14 protein-coding genes are annotated in these 15,621 nt (G+C 64.6%); 5 read left to right on the plus strand and 9 right to left on the minus strand.

Annotated features, from left to right (window positions below):
- Window positions 1-48: 48 nt before the first annotated feature.
- Window positions 49-753 carry an SDR family oxidoreductase gene (locus tag PanNE5_RS17345; RefSeq protein ID WP_150562926.1) on the minus strand — a complete coding sequence of 235 codons (705 nt, stop codon included), beginning with the start codon at window positions 751-753 and terminating at the stop codon, window positions 49-51.
- 224 nt (window positions 754-977) lie between these two features.
- Between PanNE5_RS17345 and PanNE5_RS17350 the strand changes: the two genes are divergently transcribed.
- A complete protein-coding gene (locus PanNE5_RS17350) occupies window positions 978-1,580 on the plus strand; it encodes a TetR/AcrR family transcriptional regulator (protein ID WP_017234166.1) in 603 nt (200 codons plus the stop codon).
- 60 nt (window positions 1,581-1,640) lie between these two features.
- Here PanNE5_RS17350 and PanNE5_RS17355 read toward each other — a convergent pair whose 3' ends face one another.
- Window positions 1,641-2,546 (minus strand): LysR family transcriptional regulator, encoded by a 906-nt coding sequence (locus PanNE5_RS17355; protein ID WP_017234165.1) that lies wholly within the window; start codon window positions 2,544-2,546, stop codon window positions 1,641-1,643.
- Window positions 2,547-2,727: 181 nt separating this feature from the next.
- Here PanNE5_RS17355 and PanNE5_RS17360 point away from each other — a divergent pair, with 181 nt between their 5' ends.
- Window positions 2,728-3,444 carry an SDR family oxidoreductase gene (locus PanNE5_RS17360; RefSeq protein ID WP_174975046.1) on the plus strand — a complete coding sequence of 239 codons (717 nt, stop codon included), beginning with the start codon at window positions 2,728-2,730 and terminating at the stop codon, window positions 3,442-3,444.
- A 471-nt stretch (window positions 3,445-3,915) separates the two neighbouring features.
- Here the strand turns inward: PanNE5_RS17360 and PanNE5_RS17365 are convergent, their stop codons facing one another.
- Complete coding sequence (locus PanNE5_RS17365; protein ID WP_017234163.1) at window positions 3,916-4,104, minus strand: hypothetical protein; 189 nt, start codon at window positions 4,102-4,104, stop codon at window positions 3,916-3,918.
- A gap of 349 nt (window positions 4,105-4,453) precedes the next feature.
- Between PanNE5_RS17365 and minC the strand changes: the two genes are divergently transcribed.
- Genes minC through minE form a run of 3 tightly spaced genes read left to right on the plus strand, consistent with a single transcriptional unit; the run spans window position 4,454 to window position 6,329 of the window.
- The gene (gene minC / locus PanNE5_RS17370; RefSeq protein ID WP_017234162.1) at window positions 4,454-5,206 is read left to right on the plus strand and encodes a septum site-determining protein MinC; all 753 of its coding nucleotides are present in this window, start codon (window positions 4,454-4,456) and stop codon (window positions 5,204-5,206) included.
- A gap of 43 nt (window positions 5,207-5,249) precedes the next feature.
- Window positions 5,250-6,065, plus strand: coding sequence for a septum site-determining protein MinD (gene minD / locus PanNE5_RS17375; RefSeq protein ID WP_017234161.1), 816 nt, complete (start codon window positions 5,250-5,252; stop codon window positions 6,063-6,065).
- Window positions 6,066-6,074: 9 nt separating this feature from the next.
- A complete protein-coding gene (minE, locus tag PanNE5_RS17380) occupies window positions 6,075-6,329 on the plus strand; it encodes a cell division topological specificity factor MinE (RefSeq protein ID WP_017234160.1) in 255 nt (84 codons plus the stop codon).
- 184 nt (window positions 6,330-6,513) lie between these two features.
- Here minE and PanNE5_RS17385 read toward each other — a convergent pair whose 3' ends face one another.
- The 6 genes from PanNE5_RS17385 to PanNE5_RS17410 all read right to left on the minus strand — a co-directional run bounded on the left by PanNE5_RS17385 (window position 6,514) and on the right by PanNE5_RS17410 (window position 15,621).
- Window positions 6,514-7,512: a DUF1571 domain-containing protein gene (locus PanNE5_RS17385; protein ID WP_261938471.1), complete on the minus strand. Its 999-nt coding sequence runs from the start codon at window positions 7,510-7,512 to the stop codon at window positions 6,514-6,516.
- A gap of 14 nt (window positions 7,513-7,526) precedes the next feature.
- Window positions 7,527-9,242 carry an AMP-binding protein gene (locus tag PanNE5_RS17390; protein ID WP_150562929.1) on the minus strand — a complete coding sequence of 572 codons (1,716 nt, stop codon included), beginning with the start codon at window positions 9,240-9,242 and terminating at the stop codon, window positions 7,527-7,529.
- Between the two features lie 117 nt (window positions 9,243-9,359).
- Window positions 9,360-10,679, minus strand: coding sequence for an acetyl-CoA C-acetyltransferase (locus PanNE5_RS17395; protein ID WP_017234157.1), 1,320 nt, complete (start codon window positions 10,677-10,679; stop codon window positions 9,360-9,362).
- Window positions 10,676-11,623, minus strand: a complete 948-nt coding sequence (locus tag PanNE5_RS17400; RefSeq protein ID WP_261938472.1) for a MaoC/PaaZ C-terminal domain-containing protein — start codon at window positions 11,621-11,623, stop codon at window positions 10,676-10,678. The genes PanNE5_RS17395 and PanNE5_RS17400 overlap by 4 nt, the downstream gene beginning before the upstream one ends.
- A 2-nt stretch (window positions 11,624-11,625) precedes the next feature.
- Window positions 11,626-13,077 carry a 3-oxoacyl-ACP reductase gene (locus PanNE5_RS17405; RefSeq protein WP_261938473.1) on the minus strand — a complete coding sequence of 484 codons (1,452 nt, stop codon included), beginning with the start codon at window positions 13,075-13,077 and terminating at the stop codon, window positions 11,626-11,628.
- 45 nt (window positions 13,078-13,122) lie between these two features.
- On the minus strand, window positions 13,123-15,621 hold the full coding sequence (locus PanNE5_RS17410; RefSeq protein WP_410007594.1) for an acyl-CoA dehydrogenase: 2,499 nt from the start codon (window positions 15,619-15,621) through the stop codon (window positions 13,123-13,125).

The raw sequence follows: 15,621 nt of genomic DNA on the forward strand, positions 1-15,621 counted from the left end.
AGGGTGTCGCGGCGTTTTTTCGTGGCGTGCCGGGTTGAGCGTTGGTGGCTACGCCGCCGGTTCCTGCAGGTACACGCTCAGCGACAGCGCTTGCTTGACTTGTCGCGTGCCTTCGTCGACGCAGACCTCCTCTTCGCCTGCCTCGATGGCGTCGTAAGCCTGACGCACCACGTCGGCCGGGTCGAGCTTGTCGGCGTCGAACCCCCGAGTCAGGTCGGTATCGATGTAACCTGCGTGCAAACCGACCACCTGCGTATTTTGGGCACGCAACGCGTTGCGCAAGCCATTGGTCAGCGACCACGCGGCCGACTTCGTGATGGAGTATTCAGGCAGCGCGTCTGCGCTGATCCAACTCACGATCGACAGGACATTGAGCAGTGCGCCACCGCCGTTGCGTCCCAGGGCCGGGGCGAACGCCTGCGTCATGCCGAGTACGCCGAACAGGTTCGTCTCCAGCGTCTCGCGCAGCAGCTCGGTGGCGCCCGGGCCGGTCAGCCCTTCGGTGAGGCGTGCAATCCCCGCGTTGTTGATGAGCAGCGTGACGTCGCCCGCCAGACTTGCCGCAGCCGCCACCGCCTCCGGGTCGTTGACGTCGAGCTTGACCGGGATGACCCCCGGCAGCGTGACCTTCGACGGATCGCGCGACCCGGCGTACACCTTCTTCGCGCCACGTTCGAGCGCCTGTTTCGCAAACGCCAATCCCAGGCCACGGTTGGCGCCGGTCACGAATACCACGGCATCTTTGATCTTCATTTCAGAACTCCAGCAGGGTCATCGAGTCACGTCGACCCTGTGGAAGACGTGAGCGTTGGGTTATACTTCATGACGATGGTGATCGTAATCGTCATCGTTGACGCATTGTGCCGAGTCTGGCATCGATATGTCAATGGTGATCGTCATTGTCTTTGTCGATGACGACGATAGTTCGATGGTGAGAGCGCGTCTGGACGAGCGTTGCGAGTCCTGAGGAGCGGGGGATGGGAATTTCAAGAGAGCAGGCTGCGGAAAACCGCGAGGCGATCGTCGCGGCGGCGGAACGGCTGTTTCGTGAGCACGGCGTTGACGCCGTGGGGCTGACGGCGCTGATGAAGGCCGCGGGGTTCACGCAGGGGGGCTTCTACAACCACTTCAAGTCGAAGGACGCACTGGTTGCGGCCGTGATGTCGCGCGCGGTGGCGGCGAGCAACGGGTTGCTGGCAGGCGGCGACGCGGCGGCGGAGGCGGTGTTGTCGCCCACGGCGCGCGTCGAGCGGTATCTGTCGATGGCGCACCGCGATGACGTGGCGTGTGGCTGCCCGATGGCTGGATTTGCGGGGGATGCCCCGCGCATCGGCGACGAAGCGCAAGCATGGTACGCGAAGGGGCTGGCCGACATGATCGAGCGAATGACGCAGGCCGGTATCGAGCAAGGCCTGAGTCGGGCGCACGCGAATCGGGCGGCGATGGCGCGCTTCGCGCAAATGGTGGGCACGCTCGTGCTGTCGCGCGCGGTCGTCAGCGCAGATCCGGCGCTCTCGGAGGCATTGCTGGCCGCCGGACGTGACGCGCTCAACGGACGCGACACCGACGGCGTCAAGTGAAAGCCGCGAGGCAGCGCGCCGTGGGGGAGGCACGCCAGACGCTGCGCAATGCGTGAATCCCTAGTGCTGGGGCCAGCGCCATGCGGCGCGCAACCCGTCCCGTAGAAAGTCAACGAAGGCGCGTGTGCGCGGTGCGAGATGCCGGCTGTGCGGATACACGGCATGCAGCGGCGACGCCGGCATTTGCAGCGAGGGCAATACGCGCGCAAGACGTCCCGCCTGGATATCGTCCCCCACGTCCCAGATAGATTTCTGTGTGATGCCCGCACCGTGCAGCGCCAATTCGTGCGCGGTATCCCCATCGTCGACAACGTAGGTATCGCGGACCTGGATGCGCAACGTTTCGGATTGCCACACGAATCGCCAGTCGCCGTGCGGCGCGTGGCCGAACAGAATGCAGTCATGCTGTTGCAGATCGCCAGCGTCATGCGGCGTGCCACGCCGCGCCAGATAGGTCGGAGACGCGACCAGCACGCGGTAGTTCGGGGCGAGTTCCTGCGCGACGAGGCTGGAATCGGGCAGGGTGCCGACGCGGATGGCCACGTCGATGCCGTGCGCGACCAGATCGACCCATAGGTCGCTGAGTTCGAGATGCACTTTCAGGGCGGGATGCCGTTCGCGAAACGCGACCAGCAGCGGCGCCAGATGACGACGGCCGAAGGCGCGCGGCGCGCTGATGCGAAGCACGCCACCGACGGTGCCCGCCTGTCGCGTCATCAGCCGCTCGGTCTCGGCAATTTCCGCGAGGATTCGCTGGCAGCACGTATGAAACACCTGCCCTTCGTCGGTGAGCGCCTGTTTGCGGGTGGTGCGATTGAGCAGGCGAACGCCAAGGCGCTGCTCGAGCAGCCCGAGCCGCTTGCTCACGACGGCAAGCGACAGCCCCATCTCCCGCGCGGCGGCCGACATGCTGCCCGTGGTAACGACACGGTCGAATACGGTGAGATCCAGCGTCTGGTCGATCATCTTGTGCAGATTCTCAATGAATTGTAGATAGTCATTCAGTTTTCAACGGGATTATCGTTCCATGAGATGAGTATCACAATAGCGCCGTGACATCGCGTGCCGGGGCTGGACGGTCAATCCACCGGCGGCCACCGGCAGGTGGCGCGATTCCGCCCTCGTTCCGATCGTTTTCAGGAGTTTCATCATGTTCAATTTCGAAGGTCAGCGTGTGTTGGTCATCGGCGGCAGCTCCGGCATTGGTCGTGCCGCCGCCCAGGCGTTCGCCAAGGCAGGCGCGGCCGTGACCATTGCCTCGCGTAGTCAGGCGAAGCTCGACGACGCGCTTGCCACGCTAGGCCCGACCGCCCGCGCTCTGGTACTGGACACGGAAGACGCGGCTGCCGTCGAACGGTGCTTCGCCGACCACGCCCCCTGGCAACACGTGGTCGTCTCGGCCGCGCAAACCCCGACCGGGCAGGTGCGCAAGCTCTCGCTGGACGACGCGCATGCCGCCTTTGACAGCAAGTTTTGGGGCAGTTACCACGTCGCGCGCTATGCGCGCATTGAAGACGGCGGTTCGCTCACGCTGACGTCGGGCTTTCTGAGCGTGCGCCCGAGCACGTCGTCGGTCGTTCAAGGCGCAATCAACGCCGCCATCGAGGCGCTGGCGCGAGGGCTGGCACTGGAACTGTCACCCGTGCGTGTGAACACCGTCTCGCCGGGGCTCACCGTCACGCCGCTATGGGACAAGCTGTCAGAGGCCGATCGCGAGGCGATGTATCGCAACGCGGCGGAGCGCTTGCCCGCGCGCCGTGTGGTCGCTGCGGAGGACGTGGCCAACACGATTCTTTATCTGGCGGGCACGCCGAGTGCCACGGGTTCGACCGTGCTGATCGACGCGGGCGGTGCGATCGCCTGACGGCGAGCCTCTCGACGATGCGAATCCTGCGTCTCGACGGCAAAAATGCCATTAAAAAGCGAACGATATGTTGCGTCGCAGCAGGTGAGCAACGCGATGATGTCGAGGCGCTTGATGTCGCGCAAACACGGTATACCCGGATCACTTTCGGGTACCTATTTCGATAGGGATTGCCTAGAATGAAAGCGTGCCATCCCGCCATGTCGAAGTTAGGAGGCCGCTATGCTGACAGGGAGCTTGATTGCCATGTTGATCATCGTGCTGGTCGTCGGCGCGGCGGTTGCGTGGCTCGTTGATCGCAATTGGTGCCGGGAGCATCCGGCGGCGCGACACACGTGGCGGCGTCACTCTCGGGACGTCCGGCACGGTTGAGCGCGCAGGTATCGAGGGGGCGATCCCCTCACCCAATGAAAAGCCCGCCTTCCGGCGGGCTTTTACATCTTACGGACACCTCAACAGCAGGCTGGGCGCTCAGGCAACGGCCTGAAGGACATACTTGCCCTGGACGGTCAGTCGCGGGGACTTCTCACCCGACGCCAACTCTTCCCATTCGATCAATTTGCTTTCGAGCAATGACTCGAGGTCCAGGCGATCATGCTCCACTTGCTCAGGAGCGTCCTTGACCAGCATCAGGGTGGCAAATTCATGATGACTCAGCATCGTCGTCTCCCGGTTTGCGGTTCCACAGGGGGTCCCTCGTCAGGGAATTTAAGGATAGGTCACGAATATGGCACTTGCGCGACAAAATTCGCACTTTCGATGCTGCTTCGCAGCACGTCTTTTACGACACTTTCCCACTGCCAGCATAGCCCTTCCTCATGTCACTGGCATGTCAGCAGCCCCCGTTCCTTACTGTCGGAACCGTTGGTTCATGATACAAAATGCTGCAATGCGACAACAGTGATTTTCCCGTCAATGACGGAGGCGACCCGTTGATTTGCGGTTGGCGTCTCGTCAAGGGACGGTAGAATGGCCCAATTTGCCAGCAATTCGCGCACAACAACCTGACATGCCGCAAAAGAAAACCCCGTACTTCGAGTTACGCAGCGGTGCCATCGATACCCTGCATTTCGTGGTCAAGACGCCGCAACTGGAGACGCTGCGCACCGAACTATCGCAACGTTTCGAAGCGACCCCGGAGTTTTTTGCCGGCGACACGGTCGCCATCGACGTTCGACGCCTGACCGGCGACGAGCGCGTTGCCGTGCCCGCGTTGGCCGACATGCTGGCCGAATTCCGCATGAAGCCGATCGGGGTGGTCGCCAACGCCGAGCAAGCCGAGTGGGCGGTGGTGGAAGGACTGCCACGGCTCGACAGCCACGAGCGGCGCCTGTCGCGTCCGGCCCGGGAGAGCGAGGCGCCAGCCGAGACGGCGGTCGAGCCAGCCCAGGCGGTATCGGAACCGGTGGTGCCTGACGCCGTTGCCGTCCCTTCGACCATCATCGACAAGCCGTTGCGTTCGGGCCAGCAGGTCTACGCGAAGGGCGATCTGATCATCCTCGATTTGGTCAGTTATGGGGCCGAGGTGATCGCGGAAGGTAATATCCACATTTACGCACCGCTGCGGGGGCGGGCGCTGGCAGGCGTGAAGGGCAAGCTCGATGCTCGCATCTTCTGTACCTGCCTCGAGCCCGAGCTGATTTCCATCGCCGGTATCTACCGGACCGGTGAGCATGCACTGCCGCCTGATGTGCAGGGGCGTTCGGTGCAGGTGCGGCTGGTAGACGACAAACTGATTTTCGAGCCCCTCGGGCTCAAATGATTCGTAGCTAAATTCATCCTCAAGTTTGGGAAGGCATCGACAGATGGCAAAAGTGATTGTGGTGACCTCTGGCAAGGGTGGCGTCGGCAAGACGACGACCAGCGCCAGCTTTTCCGCCGGCCTCGCCTTGCAGGGGCACAAGACGGCAGTCATCGATTTCGACGTCGGCCTGCGCAATCTCGACCTCATCATGGGTTGCGAGCGCCGCGTCGTGTACGACCTGATCAATGTGATTCAAGGCGAAGCGAACCTCAATCAGGCGCTCATCAAGGACAAGGCCTGCGAGAACCTGTTCATCCTGCCCGCGTCGCAGACGCGCGACAAGGACGCCCTCACGCAAGCCGGCGTCGAGAAGGTCATCAAGGATCTGGCCGACATGGGATTCGAATACATCGTGTGCGATTCGCCGGCCGGTATCGAATCGGGCGCGCTGCTCGCCATGCATTTCGCCGACGAGGCGCTCGTGGTGACGAACCCCGAAGTGTCGTCGGTGCGCGATTCGGACCGCATTCTGGGCATTCTCTCGTCGAAGACGAAGCGCGCCATCGAAGGCGGCGAGCCGATCAAGGAGCACCTGCTCATCACGCGTTACAACCCGAAGCGGGTCAACGACGGTCAGATGCTGTCGCTCGACGACATTCAGGAAATCCTGCGAATCAAGCTCATCGGCGTGATTCCGGAGTCGGAGTCTGTGCTGCATGCCTCGAACCAGGGCACGCCGGCCATTCATCTCGACGGCACCGACGTGGCTGACGCGTATCGCGACGTGGTGAGCCGTTTCAAGGGCGAAGACAAGCCAATGCGCTTTACCGACTATCAAAAGCCGGGACTGTTGCAGCGTATTTTCGGCTCGAAGTAAGGAGTGCCCATGTCATTCCTGTCTTTCCTCCTGGGGGAGAAGAAAAAGACCGCTTCCGTCGCCAAAGAGCGCCTGCAGATCATTCTGGCGCACGAACGCGCGGGCTCGTCGCCGCCGGCGGACTACCTGCCGGCGTTGCAACGTGAGCTGGTCGCCGTCATCTCCAAGTACGTCAAGATCGCACAAGACGACATCAAGGTCAGCGTTGAGCACCAGGACAACCTGGAAGTGCTCGAAGTGAAGATCGAACTGCCGCAGACCTGATCGGCCCCGGCAGGCCGGCGTTGCTGCGAGCTCGCGACCTCGCGGATGCCGGCATCCGATGTGCGCATGGGCGAAAGCCCGCCACCTCCGTTCAGAGGCAGCGGGCTTTCGTCGTTCATTTGTCGCGCACCGTCACACCGATGCGATCCACCGGTGCCAGTCGTCGCCGACATCAAGTGGGCAATCAGAACTTATAGTCGGGATTTTTCGGATCGAACGTTGCGTCGGTCCACGAGGCCTTGCGCACCTTCTCGAAGCGCATTTCCTCGACCTTCTGTCCCGACGCATTCCACGCTTCGATACCGCGCGGACGACCGGTCGTCAGGTCGAGCAGCACGCGCGACTTGTACGCGTAATGTTGCGGTGGACCGGCGGGGGCGTCCCATTCCAGAGCTAGCACGCGCATGCCATTCGATTCGGATACCGAAATTCTTGCGGGCGTCGCGGGGAGTCCTTCGGCGTGGAAGCTGCGGCCGTCATGCGCAATTCGCTCGGCAATGAACGCGAAGCCCAGATCGCGCACGGTGTGGTTGGACTGCGAGCGCGCAAGCGGGCCGTCGATACTGCTCCAGATCGATGCGAAGCCGAAAATGCCACCGAGATGGCCGTACATCTCCTTGAGATTCTTCGTCTCGTCATAAATGATTTCCTGACCCGCGTGGGCGCCGCCCGGCAGCCATTTCGCATAGATCTGCAACGGCGTCTCGCGAATCTTCACGAGCATGCGGTCGGGCGTGGTTTGCCACTGGTCATTGATACGTTCATGACGTGTTAGCTCGTACTGGTATTCGGGCAGCGCGGCCGACTCCGTCTTCAGAAACCGCACGAGCGCGTCGGCGTGGATCGCCTGCATGCGAGCGACGATCCGGTCGTCGCTCAGCTTCGCCAACTCGCCGGACTTGATCGTGTGGGACAGCCATTGGGCTTGCGCGGCGACAGGCATGGCGGCCAGCTTGGCGACCTCGGCATCCGCGACAGCGGTGTTTGCCGTCGCGTGGGGCGTGGGCGGTGCCGCAGGGGCGGAGGACGTGACGGCCGATAGGCCTGCATCCGACGAGACGTTGCTCTGGGCGAGGGCATTCGACGCACTCAGCGCGCCGGCAACGAGCACCGTGGGTGTCAAGGCGATGGCTAGTGCGACGCGGTCGAGGCGGCCGGCGTGAAACGCGTGGTGCTTGGGCATGTTGTTCGTCTCCCTTACGCGTGACCGAGCGGCGCGCGCAGTTCGCGCCGCAGAATCTTGCCGACGGTCGACTTGGGCAGTTCGCCGTCACGGAATTCGACGATGCGCGGCACCTTGTACGCCGTCAGGTGTTCGCGGCAGTGGGCGAGCAAAATCTCGGTGGTCACCCCGGGGTCTTTTGCGACGACCACGAGCTTTACGCGCTCGCCGGCAACCGGATCGGGCACGCCGACCACCGCGGCTTCCCGAACCCCTGGGTGAAGCATCACGACGTCCTCGATTTCGTTCGGGTAGACGTTGAAACCCGACACGAGAATCATGTCCTTCTTGCGGTCGATGAGCCGTACGTAACCGCGCGCGTCCATCACGCCGACGTCACCTGTCATCAGCCAGCCGTCGGCGTCGAACGTGTTGGCAGTGTCTTCCGGGCGCTGCCAATAGCCGCGCATGACTTGCGGCCCCCGCACGCATAACTCCCCCGGCTCGCCGAGATCGGCCCACGTGCCGTCATCGCGCTTGAAGCGCACGTCGGTCGACGGGGCGGGCAGACCGATGGATCCGGTGAAATCGACCTCGTCCATATGCGAGAGGTCGACCGGGTTCATCGTGACGATGGGCGAGCATTCGGTGAGGCCGTAGCCCTCGATGATCGGCTTGCCGGTGACCTGTTTCCATCGCTCGGCAATGGCACGTTGCGTTGCCATGCCACCGGCAAGCGAGAGCTTCAGCCGGGAGAAGTCGCGCGCACAGAAGTCCTGGTTCTCGAGCAGACCGTTGAACAGAGTGTTCACGCCCGTGACGCCGGTGAATGTCTCGTTGCGGATGATGTAGACGACTTTCTTCACATCGCGCGGATTTGCAATCAGGATGTTGCGCCCCCCCAGGCTCATGAACACCAGGCAGTTCACCGTGAGCGACAGGATGTGATACATGGGCAGCAGCGACAGATTCACCTCGATGTCCCCGTCGAGCTGGCCGGCGGCCCATGCCTCGGTTTGCAACAGGTTGGCCAGCACGTTCCCGTGCGTCAGCATCGCCCCCTTGGCCACGCCGGTCGTGCCCCCCGTGTATTGAAGGAAGGCGAGGTCGTCGCGCGCGAGGGGCACCGGCGCAGGCGTGTGCTTTGCGCCCTCGGCGAGCGCTCGGCGCAGCGGGATCGCCTGCGGAAGATCGTAGGGCGGCACTTGCTTCGCGATTCGCCGCATGAGGAAGTTGACGAGGCGTCCCTTGACGTTCAGGCCGGTGCCGAGCAAGTCGCCGATCTGCGTGACGAGCACGTGGCGCACCTCGGTGCCAGGGATCGCGTCCTGCACGGTTTTCGCGAAGTTCTCAAACGCGACGATCGTACGTGCGCCGCTGTCCTGCAATTGATGTTTGAGTTCGCGAACGGTGTACAGGGGATTGACGTTGACGACCACGGCCCCGGCGATCAGCGTGCCGAACAGGCCGATCGGGTACTGGAAGCAATTGGGCATCATGAGCGCCACGCGCTCTCCCTTCTGCACGCCGTGGGCTTGCAGCCACGCGGCAAAGGCATACGCCTGGCGGGCGACCTCGCCATAGGTGATTTCGCTCCCCAGACTCACGAACGCAATGCGTTCGCGGTACTTGTCGATCCATTCGTCGAACGCCTGCACCAGCGACGTGTAGCGTGTCGTATCGATGTCGGCGGGAACGCCAGGCGGGTAAGCATCTAGCCACACGCGTTCGTGCTGAACAGCTGAGTCCATCGTTGTCTCCCTTGAGGTCTTTTGGCACGGGCACCCGAGATCAGGCGGTGGCTCTGTTGGCGACTCGCCTGCTGCGGCGGGGCCGTGCTTGTGACTGCCCCTGTAACGTCGTCTGCGTTATCGTTCCAGCATGGCGACCACGCCTTGTCCGCCGGCCGCGCAAATCGAGATGAGGCCACGCCCGCCGCCACGCTCGGCGAGCTGTTTGGCGAGGGTGGCAAGCAGGCGTGCACCGGTGGCCGCGAACGGATGCCCGCAGGCAAGCGAACTGCCATTCACGTTCAGCCGCTGCCGCTCGATGGTGCCCAGCGGCGCGGCGAGGCCCAGCCGATCGCGGCAGTATTGCGGGTCTTCCCACGCTTTCAATGTGCAAAGCACCTGCGCCGCGAACGCCTCGTGAATTTCGTAGAAGTCGAAGTCCTGCAGCGTGAGGCCGGCCTGGGCGAGCATGCGTGGCACGGCGTACGCCGGCGCCATGAGCAGTCCTTCGCGCCGGGTTTCATCGGGATGAAAGAAGTCGACGGCCGCGGTTTGCGAGTACGTCAGATAAGCGAGCACGGGAATGTCGTGCGCGTGTGCCCAGTCTTCGCTCGCGAGCAGCACGCACGAGGCGCCGTCCGTCAGCGGGGTCGAGTTGCCCGCCGTGAGCGTGCCCGCGGCACTGCGATCGAACACCGGCTTGAGGGCGTTCAAGGTCTCCAGCGTGACGTCGGGGCGCAGGTTGTTGTCGCGTTGCAGGCCGCGAAACGGCGTCATCAGATCGAGGAAGAACCCGCGTTCATACGCGGCGGTCAGATGTTGATGGCTCGCGAGCGTGAGTTCGTCCTGTGCGGCGCGCTCGATTTGCCAGCGCTTGGCCATCTGCTCGCAATGCTCACCCATCGACAACCCGGTGCGTGGTTCGCCGTTACGAGGTAGCGCCGGCTTGAACAACATGCCGGGACGCGCCTTCGCTAGCGCACCGAGCTTGCCCCCAGCGCTGCGCTGTCGGTTGGCCTCCAGCAGAATCCTGCGCAGTGTCTCGTTCACGGCGATCGGGGCGTCCGAGGCGGTGTCGACCCCGCCGGCGATCGCCACGTCGATCTGGCCGAGCGCAATTTTGTTGCCGGTCAGGATGGCGGCCTCGAGGCCCGTGCCGCACGCTTGCTGAACATCGTAGGCGGGCGTTTGCGGGGCGAGCGTCGTCGACAGGACGGATTCGCGCGTCAGGTTGAAATCGCGCGCGTGTTTGAGCACGGCCCCCGCGGCGACTTCCCCCAGGCGCTGATCATGCAGCGCAAACCGGTCGACGAGTCCCTGAATCGCGGCGGTGAGCATGTCCTGATTTGACGCCGTGGCATATGCCGTGTTGGCGCGCGCAAACGGGATGCGGTTGCCGCCGAGAATGGCAACGCGGCGCAAGGCGGGGGGCGGCGCGGTAGGCGTGAAGGCGCTCATGAAGGGTCCGGGTCGAGGGGGGAAGACGACACGGTCGGCGCGTGTTGCCACCGTCCGCGCAGATGGGGCACCGTGCCTGCCGCGTCGCGCAATTCGAAGGCGCCGCCGCAAGCATCGCGCCAGAGCGTGACATCGCCCGGCAGCGGCAGCGGCCTTTTGAACTCCACGAGCAGATCGAGGCAGGGCGCGTCGGCCGGTAACACGGCCGCTAGGCTTCGGGCGAAGCTCCACATGCCGTGAATGATGGGGTGCGCAAAGCCGAACAGCCGGGCCGTGACCGGCCAGAGATGGATCGGGTTGTAATCGCCGGACACCCGCGCGTACTGGCGGCCAAGGTCGCCCGGCACATGCCATGCGGCGGTCTTCGCGAGCGATGGGTCGGCGCCCAACGCGGCGCGATACGGTGCGCCGAGCGGGTCGGGCACACCGGTGCGCAGGTATCCGCTCTCTCCCGACCACACGACAACCCCATCGCGTCGCGCCGTGGTGAGGACCGTAAAGACCTGTCCCTTGTCATGGGCGAACAGCGGGCCGCACCGGACATCCAGATCGAGCCGCTCTCCCGGCGTGAGCGAAGCGTGCTGACGAATGCGATTATCCAGATGCACCATGCCGAGCATGGCGAACGGAAATGCGCGGTCGGTCATCAGCAACATATGCAGCGGGAAGGCGAGCAGATGCGGCCACGTGGGTGGCACCCCGTGCGCCGCGGTGAAGCCGCACAAGCGCGCGTAACGGGCGATGGCGTCGGCGTCGAGCGTGACATTGCGTCGCGCGAATGCCAAGGGTGGGAGCCGTTGCGCGTTCGCTGGCTTGCGGGACGAGAGCAGTGCCCGCAGAAACAGCGTGTGCGGGGAGGGCAGGCGTGTGACGTCGATCGGGGCGAGCCCGGCGTCCGACGGCAACGCCTTGCCAAGCGGATCGCGAGGGCGGTCGTTGGGCATGGTCATGCACCTAGCAGGCTCTGGCCGCACACGCGCACCACCTGTCCGGTCAATGCGCCCGATGCGGGGTGCGCCAGCCAGGCAATGGCCTGCGCCACGTCGACCGGCTGGCCGCCCTGGCCGAGGGAGTTCATCCGGCGCCCGGCTTCGCGAATGGCGAACGGCACAGCGGCGGTCATCTGCGTCTCGATGAAGCCGGGAGCGACGGCATTGATGCTGATGTGGCGCTCGGCGAGCACCGGCGACCAGGCTTCGATCATGCCAATCACCGCCGCCTTCGACGCCGCGTAGTTGGTCTGCCCCCGATTTCCCGCAATGCCACTGATCGACGCCACACCGACGATCCGGCTGTTGGCGCGCAGCACCCCAGCATCGAGCAGCGCCTGATTGATGCGTTGCGGCGCACCGACATTGATGTCGAGCACGCTCTGCCATTGCGCTTCGCTCATGCGCACGAGCGTCTTGTCGCGCGTGATGCCGGCGTTGTGCACGAGGATGTCAAGGCCGCGTGGCGCATGCGTGGCCAGATGCGCGAGCAATGTCGCCCCCGCTTCGGGCGCGGCAATGTCGCACATGAGCGCGCTGCCGTCGAGACGCATCGCCACAGCCTCGAGCGCGCTCTGTGCTTGCGCGATGTCGACGCACACGACATGCGCGCCGTCGTGTGCCAGCACGGTGGCGATCGCTTCGCCGATGCCGCGCGCCGCGCCTGTCACAACGGCGACCTGTCCGGCGAGTGGACGATCGTCGTGAGTCGGCGGCGTTGTGAATACCGGCGCTTGCAGGGTGATGGCCTGACCGCTTACGTAGGCGGCGCGCGGCGAGAGAAAGAAGCGCAGCGTGGAGTGCAGGGCGTCCCGAGCGTGCGGCGCGACGTAGAGCAACTGCGCCGTGGCCCCGCGCTTGAGTTCCTTGGCGAGCGATCGCACGAAGCCTTCGAGCGCGCGCTGCGCCACGCTGGCCTGGGGTGTCGGTGCCAGCGCGGGCGGCACGCCCAGCACGAGCACGCGGGCGCATCGGTCGAGGCAGGCGAGGGTGTCATGGAAGAACGTATAGAGCGCGCTGAGCCCGTCGGTGCTGGCGATGGCGCTCGCATCGAACAGCAACGCCTTGGCACGTACGCCTTCGCTGGGATTGAAGCGTCCGCTCATCGTACCCGCCTGGTTGGCGTGCGAGATCCAGTCGAGTCGCTCGGCGTGCGCAAGGCTAGACATGCCGAGCCGATGCAGCTCTCGTGCGAGGTCCGGCAACAGCGGGGCGTCGCCCGCGCCGCCCACGACCGCGGGCGGTGTGGGCATGGCGCGTGGCGACGCATCGGTGTCTGCCTCGGTGCGGCTGTCGTCGCGCGACGGCATCCGCTCGAGCGGCACGGGGCGCGGTAGCCCCAGCGCATTGGCCAGGCGGCTGCCCACGGCGGAGTTGGCGAAAGCCAGATATCGGTCGGACGTCGTCACGGCGCGGAAATCCTCAGAGTGATAGGCAGCGGCAGGCGGGCGAGCTCACGGCGTGAGCGCTTCGTCGGCCGCTTCCTGTTGCTGGGCGTGCTGCATGTCGGCAAGGCGACCGAAGTCGGGCGGGAAATCGTCGACGGCCACGGCCCGCGCCGCAAAGTCGGCGTACTGCGCCAGCACCTGGCGCTCGCCGTCGCTCACGAGATGCAGATGCGCGGCCTGCTCCACCCACTCGGAGAATTCGGGCAGGCTTTGGGGCATCGTCGGCAGGCGGCCCTCCTTGACTGCCGTGCGCAAACGCTGCTCGATGGCGGTGACCTGCGGCGTCATCTGGAAAACGATCTCCCCGTAAGCCAGACCGTCGATTTCGGGGCGCGGCGAATAGCTGCCGGTGATGAGGCGCTCGCGCGCGTCGCCCGGCGTTTGCATCAACTCGGCGACCTGAGTGGCCAGCGCATCGGACGGTTTGGCATAGGGCAGGCCGAGCGGCATGAGTTTCCAGCGCATCCACCAGGCGACGGCGCGCGACGGATAGTTCGCAAGCACGCCTTCGAACGCCTCGCGTGCCTGCCAGAGCGCGTCCTGCGCGGCCCAGTGCACCAGTGGCAGATCGGCGGTGGGGCGGCCTTCGTCTTCGTAACGCTTGAGCGTCGCCGTCAACAGGAACAATTGAGAGAGGATGTCGCCGAGCCGGCCAGTGAGGCGCTCGCGCCGCTTGAGCGAGCCGCCGAGCACCGCCATCGAGACGTCGGATGCAATGGCGAGCAGCGTCGATAGACGATTCGCGGCGCGGTAGTACCCATGCAACTCCGGCGCGGCGTTCGACGGCACGGTGGAGAAGCGCGCATGCGTGATGCCGTGCAGGGCACCGCGCACGATGTTGCTCGTGACGAAGCTCAGATGGCCGAAGAGGGCGTCGTCGAAGGCGTGCATGGCCGCCGCTCGATCCGCCATTTGCGCGGCGCTCAGCTCCTTGAGCACATACGGATGGCAGCGGATCGCGCCCTGACCGAAGATCATCAGGCAGCGCGTCATGATGTTGGCGCCCTCCACTGTGATCGATACCGGGATCTGCTGGTAGGCGCGGGCAAGGAAGTTGTTCGGGCCCATGCAGATGCCTTTGCCCGCGACGACATCCATGCCGTCGTTGACCACTTTGCGGGCGCGTTCGGTCACGTGGTATTTCGCAATGGCGGAGATCACCGAGGGCTTCTCGCCAAGATCGACGGCGAGCGCTGCCATGCGGCGTGCGGCGTCCATCGCGTAAAGGTTGCCGGCCATGCGCGCAAGCGCCTCCTGCACCCCTTCGAACTTCCCGATCGGCGTGCGGAATTGACGCCGTACCGCCGCATAAGCCCCCGTGGCACGCACGGCAAGCTTCGAGTAGCCGACGTTCGAGGAGGGCAACGAAATTGCACGGCCCGCCGCGAGACATTCCATCAGCATGCGCCAGCCTTTGCCGACCTGTGCCTGGCCGCCGATCACCCAGTCGAGCGGAATGAAGACGTCCTTGCCGGCATTCGGGCCGTTCTGGAAGACGGCGTTCAGCGGCCAGTGGCGACGCCCGATCACCACGCCCGGATGGTGCGTGGGAATCAGTGCGCAGGTGATGCCTGGGGCGTCGTCGTCACCGAGCAGATGGTCGGGATCGAGGGCTCGGAAGGCGAGGCCGAGCACCGTCGCGATCGGCCCCAGGGTGATGTAGCGCTTGCTCCACGTGACACGGAACCCAAGCGTTTCGCGGCCCTCGTGAACGCCTCGGCAGACGATGCCGACGTCGGGGATGGCGGCGGCGTCCGAGCCCGCGTATGGGCTCGTGAGTGCGAAGCAAGGGACTTCGTCCCCCTTCGCCAGGCGCGGCAGATAGTAGTTCTTCTGGGCTTCGGTGCCATAGTGAAGCAGCAGTTCGGCGGGGCCGAGCGAGTTCGGCACCATGACCGAAACGGCGGCCGCCGAGCAACGCGAAGCGAGCTTCATCACCACTTGAGAGTGCGCGTACGCGGAGAATTCGAGGCCACCGTAGCGCTTGGGGATAATCATTCCCAGAAAGCCGGCATCCTTCGCGTATTGCCATGCGTTTGGCGGCAGGTCCTGCCAGACCTGGGTGCTTTCCCAGTCGTTGGACAGGTCGCACAGGTGTTCGACCTCGGTGTCCAGGAAGGCCTGCTCTTCGGCGGACAAGGTGGGCGCGGGCAGCGCCATGAATTTTTTCCAGTCGGGACGGCCGGAGAACAAATCCGCATCCCACCAGACGGTGCCGGCTTCAATGGCGTCTTTCTCCGTCTCGGACATCTCCGGCATGATCGTGCGGAATTTGGCGAGCAGCGGTGCGGTGATCCAAGCGCGCCGCAGCGGGCCAATGCTGAGGACCAGTGCCGGCAAGACGAAGATGACGGCGAGTAAGACGGTCGCCACCGTCCCCGTCAGCCCGCTCACCGCGCCTGCGCCCGCCCACACCACAGTCGCCAACAACCACTGCCAGGCGTGCGCACGATAAAAGAGCAGGGCGCTTACGCCCGCGACCCACGCAAGAATCCATAGAGCCAT

Source organism: Pandoraea sp. NE5 (genome assembly GCF_024363545.1).
Lineage (GTDB): Bacteria > Pseudomonadota > Gammaproteobacteria > Burkholderiales > Burkholderiaceae > Pandoraea > Pandoraea cepalis.

What these genes read in the sequence shown, in the direction of transcription:
- PanNE5_RS17345 (WP_150562926.1), bottom strand. Translation starts at nt 753, where the DNA reads ATGAAGATCAAAGATGCCGTGGTATTCGTGACCGGCGCCAACCGTGGC.
- PanNE5_RS17350 (WP_017234166.1), top strand. Translation starts at nt 978, where the DNA reads ATGGGAATTTCAAGAGAGCAGGCTGCGGAAAACCGCGAGGCGATCGTC.
- PanNE5_RS17355 (WP_017234165.1), bottom strand. Translation starts at nt 2,546, where the DNA reads ATGATCGACCAGACGCTGGATCTCACCGTATTCGACCGTGTCGTTACC.
- PanNE5_RS17365 (WP_017234163.1), bottom strand. Translation starts at nt 4,104, where the DNA reads ATGCTGAGTCATCATGAATTTGCCACCCTGATGCTGGTCAAGGACGCT.
- minC (WP_017234162.1), top strand. Translation starts at nt 4,454, where the DNA reads ATGCCGCAAAAGAAAACCCCGTACTTCGAGTTACGCAGCGGTGCCATC.
- minD (WP_017234161.1), top strand. Translation starts at nt 5,250, where the DNA reads ATGGCAAAAGTGATTGTGGTGACCTCTGGCAAGGGTGGCGTCGGCAAG.
- minE (WP_017234160.1), top strand. Translation starts at nt 6,075, where the DNA reads ATGTCATTCCTGTCTTTCCTCCTGGGGGAGAAGAAAAAGACCGCTTCC.
- PanNE5_RS17385 (WP_261938471.1), bottom strand. Translation starts at nt 7,512, where the DNA reads ATGCCCAAGCACCACGCGTTTCACGCCGGCCGCCTCGACCGCGTCGCA.
- PanNE5_RS17390 (WP_150562929.1), bottom strand. Translation starts at nt 9,242, where the DNA reads ATGGACTCAGCTGTTCAGCACGAACGCGTGTGGCTAGATGCTTACCCG.
- PanNE5_RS17395 (WP_017234157.1), bottom strand. Translation starts at nt 10,679, where the DNA reads ATGAGCGCCTTCACGCCTACCGCGCCGCCCCCCGCCTTGCGCCGCGTT.
- PanNE5_RS17400 (WP_261938472.1), bottom strand. Translation starts at nt 11,623, where the DNA reads ATGCCCAACGACCGCCCTCGCGATCCGCTTGGCAAGGCGTTGCCGTCG.
- PanNE5_RS17410 (WP_410007594.1), bottom strand. Translation starts at nt 15,621, where the DNA reads ATGGCTCTATGGATTCTTGCGTGGGTCGCGGGCGTAAGCGCCCTGCTC.